This is a genomic window from Burkholderia sp. AU17457 (assembly GCF_002223255.1).
In the GTDB taxonomy this organism is placed as follows: Bacteria; Pseudomonadota; Gammaproteobacteria; order Burkholderiales; family Burkholderiaceae; genus Burkholderia; species Burkholderia sola.
Genome location: NZ_NKFB01000006.1, coordinates 147844 through 159386, shown reverse-complemented (window position 1 = coordinate 159386; position 11543 = coordinate 147844). Strand labels below are relative to the sequence as shown.

Annotated in this window: 13 protein-coding genes; 12 read left to right on the top strand and 1 reads right to left on the bottom strand. The window is 68.7% G+C overall.

The features are described from left to right. The first annotated feature begins 18 nt into the window (after positions 1 to 18). The 6 genes from CFB49_RS27580 (at position 19) to CFB49_RS27555 (ending at position 5583) form a co-directional block, all read left to right on the top strand. Complete coding sequence (locus tag CFB49_RS27580) at positions 19 to 552, top strand: GbsR/MarR family transcriptional regulator (RefSeq protein WP_069621610.1); 534 nt, start codon at positions 19 to 21, stop codon at positions 550 to 552. An 88-nt stretch (positions 553 to 640) separates the two neighbouring features. Beyond that, positions 641 to 1960, top strand: a complete 1320-nt coding sequence (locus CFB49_RS27575; RefSeq protein ID WP_089493135.1) for an SDR family oxidoreductase — start codon at positions 641 to 643, stop codon at positions 1958 to 1960. After that, positions 1957 to 2427: a DUF2269 family protein gene (locus tag CFB49_RS27570; RefSeq protein ID WP_089492916.1), complete on the top strand. Its 471-nt coding sequence runs from the start codon at positions 1957 to 1959 to the stop codon at positions 2425 to 2427. Before CFB49_RS27575 ends, CFB49_RS27570 begins: the two co-directional genes overlap by 4 nt. A 94-nt stretch (positions 2428 to 2521) precedes the next feature. Then, a complete protein-coding gene (locus CFB49_RS27565) occupies positions 2522 to 3391 on the top strand; it encodes a thiol-disulfide oxidoreductase DCC family protein (protein ID WP_089492915.1) in 870 nt (289 codons plus the stop codon). After that, entirely contained in the window at positions 3388 to 4887 is a 1500-nt protein-coding gene (locus tag CFB49_RS27560) for a TIGR01777 family oxidoreductase (protein WP_089492914.1), read from the top strand. Before CFB49_RS27565 ends, CFB49_RS27560 begins: the two co-directional genes overlap by 4 nt. Positions 4888 to 4959: 72 nt before the next feature. Then, positions 4960 to 5583, top strand: a complete 624-nt coding sequence (locus CFB49_RS27555; protein ID WP_089492913.1) for a glutathione S-transferase family protein — start codon at positions 4960 to 4962, stop codon at positions 5581 to 5583. A 77-nt stretch (positions 5584 to 5660) separates the two neighbouring features. Here CFB49_RS27555 and CFB49_RS27550 read toward each other — a convergent pair whose 3' ends face one another. Beyond that, on the bottom strand, positions 5661 to 7082 hold the full coding sequence (locus CFB49_RS27550) for a serine hydrolase domain-containing protein (protein ID WP_089492912.1): 1422 nt from the start codon (positions 7080 to 7082) through the stop codon (positions 5661 to 5663). 242 nt (positions 7083 to 7324) lie between these two features. On the opposite strand from CFB49_RS27550, the gene CFB49_RS27545 reads away from it, so the two are divergent. From CFB49_RS27545 to CFB49_RS27530, 6 genes are all read left to right on the top strand, one after another. Then, positions 7325 to 7744, top strand: coding sequence for an HIT family protein (locus CFB49_RS27545; RefSeq protein WP_089492911.1), 420 nt, complete (start codon positions 7325 to 7327; stop codon positions 7742 to 7744). A gap of 264 nt (positions 7745 to 8008) precedes the next feature. Further along, positions 8009 to 8173, top strand: coding sequence for a hypothetical protein (locus CFB49_RS36490; protein WP_162838116.1), 165 nt, complete (start codon positions 8009 to 8011; stop codon positions 8171 to 8173). Positions 8174 to 8329: 156 nt separating this feature from the next. Continuing rightward, the gene (locus tag CFB49_RS27540) at positions 8330 to 8989 is read left to right on the top strand and encodes a methyltransferase family protein (protein WP_089492910.1); all 660 of its coding nucleotides are present in this window, start codon (positions 8330 to 8332) and stop codon (positions 8987 to 8989) included. Between the two features lie 379 nt (positions 8990 to 9368). Beyond that, a complete protein-coding gene (locus CFB49_RS27535; protein WP_050012159.1) occupies positions 9369 to 9806 on the top strand; it encodes a hypothetical protein in 438 nt (145 codons plus the stop codon). Between the two features lie 19 nt (positions 9807 to 9825). Next, entirely contained in the window at positions 9826 to 10167 is a 342-nt protein-coding gene (locus CFB49_RS36010; protein WP_143329328.1) for a hypothetical protein, read from the top strand. A 488-nt stretch (positions 10168 to 10655) separates the two neighbouring features. Next, positions 10656 to 11492 carry a bifunctional allantoicase/(S)-ureidoglycine aminohydrolase gene (locus tag CFB49_RS27530; RefSeq protein WP_089492909.1) on the top strand — a complete coding sequence of 279 codons (837 nt, stop codon included), beginning with the start codon at positions 10656 to 10658 and terminating at the stop codon, positions 11490 to 11492. The last annotated feature ends 51 nt before the right edge of the window (positions 11493 to 11543 follow it).

Below are 11543 nucleotides of genomic sequence, written 5' to 3'. Positions count from 1 at the left end.
AAAACTAAATTCCCCACCATGGAACTCACACCGATTGCCGAACGATTCATTCTCCACTGGGGCGAAATGGGCTCGCGGTGGGGCGTCAACCGTACTGTCGCGCAGATTCACGCGCTGCTCTACCTGGCCGGACGGCCGGTTGCGGCCGACGAGATCGCCGAGACGCTCAACGTCGCACGCTCCAACGTCAGCACGAGCCTGAAGGAATTGCAGGCGTGGCGGCTCGCGAAGGTCGTGCACGTGCTGGGCGACCGCCGCGACCACTTCGAGACGTCGACCGACATCTGGGAGTTGTTCAAGCTGATCGTCGAAGGGCGGCGTCAGCGCGAGATCGAGCCGACGCTCACGGTGCTGCGCGATTGCCTGACGAATCCGGACATCGCGAACGAGAGCCGCGAGACCGAACAGCGCATCCGCGACACGCTGCAGTTCGTCGAGACGCTCACGACCTGGTCCGACGAAATGCTGCGGCTCAAGCCCGATACGCTGATGAAGGCGCTCGGCATCGGCGCGAAGATCAGCCAGACGGTCAGGCGCAAGCCATCGAAGTAAGCGGTAACGGCAGAGCGGGCACGCAGCCCGCTTTTTTCGGGGTTGTTATTTCTGTCTGTACAGAAATAACTGTAAATAAAGGATGAACATGAACGCAGCCTTGCCGTCTACCTGCCCGCCCGATCGCACCGGCGCGCGCGGCATGACCGTGCTCGTCTGCGGTGCGAACGGCTTCATCGGGCAGGCGCTGTGCGCGCGGCTCGAAGCCGGCGGGCATCGCGTGCTGCGCGGCGTGCGCCGCGCGGCCGGCCCGCACGACGTCGCGATCGACTTCGCGCGGGACGTCGATCCGCAAGCGTGGCTCGCGCGGCTGAAGGGCGTCGACGTGGTGATCAACGCGGTCGGCATGCTGGCCGATCGGCGCGGCGCGACGCTCGACGCCGTGCATCGCGCCGCGCCGTGCGCGCTCTTTACCGCGTGCTGCCTGGCCGGCGTGCGGCGCGTGATCCAGATCTCGGCGCTCGGGGTCGAACGCGGCGATACGCGGTACTTCGCGAGCAAGCAGGCGGCTGACCGCTTCCTGCAGACGCTGCCGATCGACTCCCGCATCGTGCGCCCCGCGCTCGTCCACGGGGCGGCCGGCGCGTCCGCGCGGTTTTTCCGGATGCTCGCGAGCCTGCCCGTACATGTATTGCCGGCGGGCGGCCGTCAGCGGCTGCGCCCGGTGCATGTCGACGATCTCGCCGAAGTCGTGGCGCGGCTCGTCGTACAGCCGGGCGATTCGCGAGCGGCCGGCAGCCGCGTGATCGACGTGGTCGGCAGCGACGAAGTCGAATACCGCGAGATGCTGGCCGGCTACCGTGCCGCGCTCGGATTTCCGCCGGCGGCCCGCGTGACGCTGCCGGGCCCGCTGGTCGGCGCGGCGGCCGCACTGCTCGGCACGCTGCCGGGGGCGATGCTGACGCGCGACACGTGGACGATGCTGCGCGGCGGCAACACGGGCGACCCGGCGGCCACCGCGGCTGTGCTCGGCCGCCCGCCGCGCGGTCTCGGCAGCTTCATCGGCGCGGAAGCCGCCGCGCTGCGCCGCGACGCGCTCGCGATGTGGCGGCGCCCGTTGCTGCTGGGCGCGCTCGCGATCGTGTGGATCTGGACGGCGATCGCGAGCGCCTTCATCCATCCGCTGCACGCGAGCCTTGCGCTGCTGGCGCCTGCGCACCTGACGGGCCTCCCCGCGCTGATCGCGCTTTACGCGGCCAGCGCGCTGGATTTCGCGTTCGGCATCGCGACCGTCGTCGCGCCGTCGCGGCGCCTGTGGGCCGCGCAGGCGGCGCTGATCGTCGCGTACTCGGCGGTCATCGCGGTCACGATGCCGGGCCTGCTGGCCGAGCCGTTCGGCCCCGTGCTCAAGAACGTGCCGATGCTCGCCATCCTGTTGATCCTCTATTCAGAAGAAGAACACGCATGAATACCTATCTCGTCATCAAGGCGCTTCACATCCTGTCTTCGGTGCTGCTGGTCGGCACGGGGTTCGGCACCGCGTTCTATCTGTTCTTCGCGAACCGCACGCGGTCGATACCCGCGATCGCGGCCGTGTCGCGGCTCGTCGTGCGCGCGGACTGGTGGTTCACGACGCCGGCCGTGATCTTCCAGCCGGCGTCCGGGCTGTGGCTCGCGCACACGGCCGGCTGGCCGTGGCATACGCCGTGGCTGCTCGCGTCGATCGTGCTGTATGCGGTCGCCGGTGCGTGCTGGCTGCCGGTCGTGTGGCTGCAGCTCGAACTTGCATCGATGGCGAAGCTCGCGCACGCGAACGGCGACGCCGCGTTGCCCGAGCGCTACTGGCGCTATGCGAAGCGCTGGGAACTGCTCGGCTATCCGGCGTTCTTCGCGATGCTGACCGTCTACTTCCTGATGGTCGTCAAGCCGATGTGAGCCTGCCGCCGCCGCGCGGGAGCGGCGGCGCACGCGTGAAAGCAGTCGATCGATCGGTTCATGATGCTTGCGATAACAACAAGGAGTGCGAAGCGTGGACGCATGTGAATTGGTTCTCTACTTCGATGGGCGATGTTCGTTATGCGTCGCGGAAATCCGGCGTCTCGACGCCCGCGACGCGCGACATCGGCTGGCGTTCGTCGACATCGCCGAACCGGGTTTCGATCCGGCGCCGCTGGGTGTCGACCTGCCCGCGCTGAATCGCGAACTGCATGCGCGTCTGCCCGACGGACGCATGCTGACCGGCATCGACGGCATCGCCGCCGCCCATGCGCTGGTCGGGCGTCGCGGGTTCGCCTGGCTGCTTCGCGTGCCGGCGATGCGTGCCGTGTTCGCGCCGCTGTATCGCCGCCTGGCACGCAACCGATATGCCGTATCGCGCTGGCTCGGGTATCGCGCGCAAGCCTGCTGCGAAGGCGGCGCGTGCAGCATCGGCAGGAACGCCGAAAGCGCGGCGGCGAATCGCCCGCCGCGCGACTCCCTGCGCCGCGTCGCTGTGAGCGCGATGTACACAGCGGCTATCGCGCACCTGCTGGTCGGCGCGGCCATTCCGTGGATCGCCGGCGCATCCTGGCTCGACGCGTACCACCGCGACATCGAGCGGCATTTCTGGTCGACAGCGGCGCCCGAAGCCGCGCGCGCCCAGCAGATATGGTGGATGTCGCTGCTCGGCGCGACGGTGCAGTGCGCCGCGGTCTGGATGTTCGCGCTCGTCCATCTCGGCAACCGGCTGCGGAAACGGCAAGTGTGGGGCTGGCTGCTGGCCGGCCTGTCGATCTGGGCGCCGCAGGACATGCTGTTGTCGTGGCAGGCGCAGGTGTGGGGGCACGTGGCGATCGACGTTGCCGCCCTCGTCACGATGGTGCCGCCGCTGGTCTGGTTGTGGAGGAGGGATACCGCATGAACACGTTGCCGGCTTTCGACTGGGCGCTCAACCTGCTGATCGTGCAGGGCGCGATGGGCGCATTCGATACGCTTTACCACCACGAACTCACGCAGGACCTGCCGCACCGCCCCCGCGCGCGGCTCGAACTGGCGATTCACGCGGTACGGTCCGTGCTGTACGGCCTCGTGTTCGCGTCGATCGCGAACGTCGCGTTTCACGGCGCGTGGGTCGCGGCGCTCGCGGCGGTCGTGTTCGTCGAAGTGGTGCTGACGTTATGGGATTTCGTCGTCGAGGACCAGAGCCGCAAGCTGCCGGCGACCGAGCGCGTGCTGCATACGCTGCTGGCCGTCAACGGCGGCGCGTTGTTCGGGATGATCGCGATGCAACTCGCCGTATGGGCGCATGCGCCGACCGCGCTGCAGCCGATCGACCTCGGCTGGCGCGGCTGGTTGCTCTCCCTGTTCGCCGTCGGCGTGACGCTGTCGGGCGTGCGCGACGGGATCGCCGCGTGCCGCATCGCGCCACGCGCGCCGGCCGCCAACCCGTTCGCCGGGCAGCGGCCGGGCAACGTACTCGTTACCGGCGGGACCGGCTTCATCGGCGAAGCGCTCGTGAACCAGTTGCTCGATGCAGGGCATACGGTCACGTTGCTGGCGCGCGATCCGTTGCGCGCGGCTTACCTGTTTCAAGGCCGCGTGCGCAGCGTGACGTCGGTCGACCAGTTGCAGCCGCACGAGCGCTTCGACACGGTCGTCAATCTCGCCGGCGCGCCGGTGCTGGGCGCACGCTGGAGCAAACGCCGGCGGGCGCTGCTGCTCGCCAGCCGCGCCGGCGTCACGCAGGCGCTGACGCGCTGGGTCGAGACCGCCGAGGTCAAGCCGCGCACGTGGATCCAGGCGTCGGCGATCGGCTACTACGGCGTACGGCCGGGCGACGAACGGCTCGACGAAGGCAGCAGTACCGGCACCGGCTTCATGTCCGAGCTGTGCCGGCAGTGGGAGCAGTCCGTGCAACCGCTCGAGCGCCACGGCGTGCGCGCGGTGGTGCTGCGGCTGGGCATCGTGTTCGGCCCGGGCGGCGCGTTGCGGCCGATGCTGCTGCCGCATTACGTCGGGCTGGGCGGACGATTCGGCGACGGCGCGCAGGTGATGAGCTGGATTCACCGCGACGACGTGTTGCGGATCGTCGCGCGAGCGATGTCCAACACGGGCATGCGCGGCGTCTACAACGCGGTCGCGCCGGTGCCGCTGACCCAGCGCGCGTTCGTGCAGGTCGTGACGAAGGTGCTGCGCCGCCCGGCGTTCCTGCACGTGCCGGCCGCGCCGTTGCGCGCCGCGATGGGCGAGATGGCCGAGCTGCTGCTGGACGGGCAGCGCGTGGTGCCGGCACGGCTGCATCAGGACGGATTCATGTTCCGCTTCCCGACGGCCGAGCACGCGCTGCGCGACCTGACGAATCGGCCGCACACCGATTTCGCGCCCGCGGTCTGCCGTTTTCCGCGAGGTCGTGTATAAATTCGGCGTGAACGCGTTGGGCGCGTGCCGTGCGCGCCCAACGCTCCGCACCCGACCTCTCAAGGAGACTGCATGCTGCACGTCCTCGGCAAGATTCCGTCCATCAACGTTCGCAAGGTGCTGTGGCTGTGCACCGAGCTGAACCTGCCGTTCGAACAGGAAGACTGGGGCGCGGGCTTCCGCACGACCCACGATCCGGCCTATCTCGCGCTGAATCCGAACGCGCTCGTGCCCGTCATCAAGGATGACGATTTCGTGCTGTGGGAATCGAACACGATCATCCGCTACCTCGCGAATCGCTACGGCGGCGATGCGCTGTATCCGGCCGAGCCGCAGGCGCGTGCGCGCGTCGACCAGTGGATCGACTGGCAGGGCTCGGACCTGAATCGCGCGTGGGTCGGCGCATTCCTCGGCCTCGTGCGCAAGTCGCCCGACCACCAGGATCCGGACGGCATCGCGCGGTCGATCGCGGGCTGGACGGCGCACATGCGCGTGCTGAACGCACAGCTCGAAAAGACCGGCGCGTACGTGGCCGGAAACACGTTCACGCTCGCGGATATCCCGATCGGTTTGTCGGTGAACCGCTGGTTCGGCACGCCGTTCGAGCATCCGGACCTGCCGGCGGTGTCGCGCTACATCGAACGCCTCGCGACGCGCGAAGGGTTCAAGCAGTACGGCGGCAGCGCGAATCCGTAATGCAGCGCGGATAGCGCTGAAGCGGCGGCGTCGCCATGACCGCCGCCGTAGCGCGTACGGCGGGCAAGCGCGCGTCGTCACGCACCGGGCGCCGGCACCGCGTCGAGCACGCGCGCGAGAAACGCCTCGTGATTCCACGCGGCTTCCGGCCTCGACAGGCCGAGCCGCACGACCACCAGTTCGCGGCTCGGCACCACGCTCACGAACTGGCCTTCATGGCCGACCGCATGAAACCCGTCGGCCGGCATCGCGCGTGCATGCGGATCGCGATCGTTGAACGGCTCCGGCACCTTCACCCACAGCTGCGCGCCGAATTCCTGTCGCGACGACTGCGGCGTCGCGCGCGTCAGGTAACGCACCCAGCCTTCCGGCAGCAGCCGCTGCCCGTTCCACACGCCGTCCTGCAGCAGAAGCTGCCCGAAGCGCGCCCAGTCGCGCGCGCTCGCATACAGGTACGACGCGCTGACGAGCGTGCCGGACGCATCGGGCTCGAACACCGCGCTGCGCATCCCGAGCGGCGCGAACAGCGCGCGGCGCGGAAATGCGAGATAGTCGCCGTCGCTGCCGCCCAGCGCTTCGCGCATCACGCGCGCGACGATCGCGCTCGTGCCGCTCGAGTACGACCACTGCGCGCCGGGCGTCGCGGCAAGCGGTTTCGCCGACGCGAACCGTGCGGTATCGGGCTGCGTGAACAGCATCACCGCGACGTCGGACAGCGGGTCGTCGTAGTCCTCGTTGAATTGCAGGCCGCTCGTCATACGCAGCAGCTCATCGAGCGTGATGGCCGCGCGCGGATCGCCACTGCCGCGCCATTCGGGCAGCAGCGCCGACGCGTTCGGCGACAGCTTGTGCCGTGCGACCAGCGTGCCGACCAGCGCGGCGGTCACGGTCTTCGTCATCGACCAGCCGGGCAGCGGCGTGTCGGCCGTGAAGCCGGGCGCATAGCGTTCGGCGATCACCTGGCCGCGCCACATCACGACGACCGCGCGCGTGCGCCGCGGCCGCGCCGGATCGGGTTCGTCGAATGCGCGGTCGAGCGCGGTCTGCAGCTTGCGTGCGTCGATGCCGGCGGGCGGCGTGGCCGGTGCGGGTGGGTCGGGCGGCACGACCGGCGGATCGGGGAGGGGCGGCAACGCGGCCGGCAAGGTGGCCGCCGCCGCACCGGTCGGGGCCCCGAGTGCGAGCGTGCAGCCGAGCCCGGGCCGGAAGTCGGCTTCGCGTTCGGCGAAGCCGGCGAACGTCGCCACCGCGCGATGATGGTCGGGATCGAGCGACGGGCGTACCAGTTTCAGCAGCGGATGGACGCCGGCCATGATGTCGACGTCGATCACGGACGCGGCCGGGCGGCCCGACACGAACACGCCCGAACACAGCGCCTTGGCCGCATAGCCGGTCGCGATCGGCGCGAGCCGCGACAGCATGATGCCCGTATAGCCGATCGCGGCCACGAGCGCGAGCGCGATACCGCGCAGAATCAGCTTCTTGAGGGGGATCGTCATGCGCGAGCGTCCTCGGTGGCGTGCCGGCCGGCAACGATGCGGCAGTGTCGCAGGTTCGGGCGATGCGTTGCAATCGCGGTTGCGTGACGCGTGACGACGGCCGCATGCAGGCGCGTTGCCGCCCGCTCCACAATCCGGCACGCGTCGCGCGACGCGCGTGTTGATATCGGGCGGGCCGTCGGCCGATAATCGTCCGGCATTGCTGTCCCAGTCCCACTGTCCAATCGAGATCGGAAAACGCCATGTCCTACGACAACAACAACCCGTTCGCCAAAATCCTGCGCGGCGAACTGCCGTGCGTGAAGGTCGCCGAAGACGACGCGACGCTCGCGATCATGGATCTGATGCCGCAGGCCGACGGTCACGTGCTCGTGATCCCGAAGGAGCCGGCCGCGCAGATTTTCGAGCTGTCCGGCGATGCGGCCGCGGCCGGCATCCGCATGACGCAGCGTGTCGCGGCGGCGGTGCGCGCGGCGCTCGAGCCGGACGGTGTGTTCATCGGCCAGTTCAACGGCGCGGCAGCCGGCCAGACGGTCCCGCATGTGCATTTCCACGTGATTCCGCGCTGGGAAGGCGCGGAGCTGCGGATGCACGCGCGCGACATCGCCGACGCCGCGACGCTCGAAGCGCTCGCGCAGCGCATTCGTGCCCGCTTCGTGTAACAACCCCGTCCGCCCCCGGCGCAGCGGCCGCCCACCGGCCGGCCGCTGCGCCGCCAGAACCTGTTTCTGCGGTCACACCAGGTAACACGTGTAACCGCCCGGGAAACTCGGCCGGGCGGGCCCGGCGCTAGACTCCGCGCATTGTTTCATCGAGCGACAGGAGGGGCGGATCGCCTCTTCGTGCCGGCTGTCGCGTGGTGCGGCGACACGCGGCGGCGCGGCCTTCGCGAGATGCCATTCGTCTTTCGCGCCGGGAACCGAGCCATGTCCAGACTTCTCATCACGCTTGCCCTGATCGGCGGCCTGTCCGGCTGCTACGTCGCGCCGCCGTACGGCTACGCGCCCGCGCCGGCCTACTACGGGTATGCGCCCGCGTATTACGCGCCACCCGTCACCGTCGGCATCGGCGGCCACTTCCACATCCGCTGAGCTGTCGCAGCACGCCGGCCGCGGCCATACCGGCCCGGTCGGCTGCCGTCGGCAGGACGAGGCACGCGCGTTCGCGCGCCGCATGACGGTGCTGCACGGCACTTGGGGTGCGCAGTTCCTATACTTCACAGGAATGCGTATCCCCGCGAGGCCGTCATGACAGCCACCCCCAAGGTCATCGTTCTGTCGAGCCTGTCCACGCTCGTCTATCTCGGGCTCGCCGTGCTCGGCATCGGCGGGTTCGCTGCATTCTTCTCGCATCCACAGCTGACCGTCGTCGCGCTCGCGACGCTCGCGATGGCCGTCACCGCGCTGTTCACCGAAGGCAACCTGAGCAGCGGAGAGCGCGAGAGTCGCGACAACCGCTGGGTGCTCGCGGCGTTCGCGGTGAGCGGCTTCCTGCTCGCGTACCTGCCCGCGCTGACCGACCGGCTCGACGTCTGGACGTCCGGCGGCGACACGGTGCGCTGGATCGGCGTCGTGCTGTACCTCGCGGGCGGCGTGCTGCGGATGTGGCCCGTGTTCGTGCTCGGCAAGCGCTTCAGCGGGCTCGTCGCGATCCAGCCGGGCCATACGCTCGTGACCGGCGGTATCTACAGCCGTATCCGCAATCCGAGCTATCTGGGCCTGGTCGTCAATTCGTTCGGCTGGGCGCTGGCGTTCCGTTCGGGCGTCGGCGTGCTGCTGGTCGTGCTGACGCTGGTGCCGCTCGTCGCGCGAATTCGCTCGGAGGAGGCATTGTTGCGTTCGCAATTCGGCGCCGAGTACGACGCGTACTGCGCGCGGACGTGGCGGTTGCTGCCCGGCGTGTACTGACCCTCGGCATCTTCCCCCCGGACCATCGTTCGGAGACCCGCTCGCGACATGTGCAGATGTGTTGCCACGTGTGTCTCGAATGTACGGCCGCCTGCATGACCGGCTTGTCGCGAGGCAGGGTCGGACCCTTGCCAAAGCCAATACCGGCAAGGGTTTCAGCCGGATCCGGCGCGCTCGTTCATCGTCTGTTATTCGTAAACAACTTGTTACCACAATGTCCACGGCAGGAATGCGGGACCGGTGCTATTCTTCGCCGCAAGCTCGTTGAAATGAATTGGTCCGCGGTTCGGCACAATGCCTGGCCCGATGTCGATCGATTCAGATCGTCGTACCGGGCGGACCTCGATAACCAGAATTGCGAACAAGGAAGAATACGGGAATGTGGAAGAAAATCGCCCCCGCTCTCGTCGTCGCCGCGTTGACCGGCGCGACTGCACTGCCGGCAATGGCCGGTGACTTGAACAACGCGCTCGGCGGCGCGCTCGGCGGGGTTGCCGGCGCAGCGGTCGGCGGCGCGGTTGGCGGCAGCACGGGCTCCGTCATCGGCGGCGCGATCGGCGGCGGCGCCGGCGGCGCGGTGACGTCGAACCGTCGCGAGCGCACCGGCGCGATCATCGGCGGCGCCCTCGGCGGCGGCGCAGGTACCGCCGCAGGCAACGCGATGGGCGGCCGCACGGGCGGCCTGCTGGGCGCGGCCGTCGGCGGCGGCGCCGGCGCGGCGCTCGGCGGCAACATGTCGCGCAGCTCGTACGATCGCGATCACGGCGACCGCGGCTACCATCGCCGCAAGCATCGTCACCACCGCGACTGGGACTGATCGCCGCTGGCGCGACCCGGTGCGCGACCCGCGCACCGGCGCGCCGACGGCGTCGGCATCCCGACGCGAGATTCAGCCCGGCACGCTGCCGGGCCGCTTCGCCGGCCAGACCGGCGATTCTCCCCCGGCTTCATCAGCCGCTGCCATGTGCCCGATCGACGGGCCGGTCATTCTCCTTCCGCTGTTTTCTCCGTTTCTCGACGACATCAGTTGCCGCGTCCGAATGTACCCGGGACAGGGGCGGCCGAATGCCATCCGCTTTTCCTTCGACACGTCGGCTCGTTCTGACCTGACCGTATCCCGCGACCATGCCGCAGCGGTCAACTGCCGCGCACGTATCGGCTGCCTTCGGTTCTCGTAACGGGATGCATCGGGACGGGCGCTTGTACGCTGCGTTGTCGTGCACGGACCCATCGCGAGAGCACTCGCAACCGTCAGGATTTCCCCGATAGCCAGCGCGCGCCCCGCAGCGCCTCCCCGACCGCGTATCGCGGGCGCCGGTTGGTAGTGGGAAATCGAATGGATACCATCGCAACATTTAATTGGTCGATCGAGATCGACTTCGCTATCGTCGGCGATGCTCGCGTACCGAGTCGAGCCGTGCCGCCATCCGCGCCTCGCTGCATGATCGCGAGGGCCGCGGCCCGACCGCCGGCCCGACCACCCGGGCCGCCGCGTTCGCTCGACGGACGGACCCGACGCGAAGCCTGGCCGACCGACCGAAGGCGCATGCGCTTTCAAGCCACCCCGGCAACGACGTCCCGCCGTCGCATGTGCGTTTCCCGCGCAGGCGAACCGCTCGATGCCGTTTGCGCCCGGGGCCGGACCAACCCATTGCCTGGATGCAATATGTCTAAGACAACGTATTACGCGCCGCACGGCGGCCACCCGCCGCAGACGGATCTGCTGACCGATCGCGCGATGTTCACCGAGGCGTACGCGGTGATCCCGAAGGGTGTGATGCGCGACATCGTCACGAGCTGGCTGCCGTTCTGGACCCACACGCGCCTGTGGGTGATCGCCCGCCCGCTGTCGGGTTTCGCGGAAACCTTCTCGCAGTACATCGTCGAAGTGAATCCGGGCGGCGGCAGCGACAAGCCCGAGCAGGACAAGCACGCCGAAGCCGTGCTGTTCGTCGTCGAAGGTGAGGCCGAGCTGACGCTGCAGGGCAAGCAGCACACGCTGAAGCCGGGCGGCTATGCGTTCATTCCGCCGGGCGCCGACTGGACGCTGCACAACGTCAGCGATGCCGCGGTGCGTTTCCACTGGATCCGCAAGCATTACCAGGCCGTCGACGGTATTCCGCTGCCGGAAGCGTTCGTGACCAACGAGCAGGACGTCGAGCCGATCCCGATGCCGGGCACCAACGGCGCATGGGTGACGACGCGCTTCGTCGACATGAGCGACATGTGTCACGACATGCACGTGAACATCGTGACGTTCGAGCCGGGCGGCGTGATTCCGTTCGCCGAAACGCACGTGATGGAGCATGGCCTGTACGTGCTGGAAGGCAAGGCCGTTTATCGGCTGAACCAGGACTGGGTCGAGGTCGAAGCCGGCGACTTCATGTGGTTGCGCGCGTTCTGCCCGCAGGCGTGCTATTCGGGCGGGCCTGGGCGGTTCCGTTATCTGCTGTACAAGGATGTGAACCGTCACATGAATCTGACGCTGAACCCGGCGCGCTGAAGCGCGGTGCAGGTCGGATGTGAAAACCCGCCGGTGTAAGCCGGCGGGTTT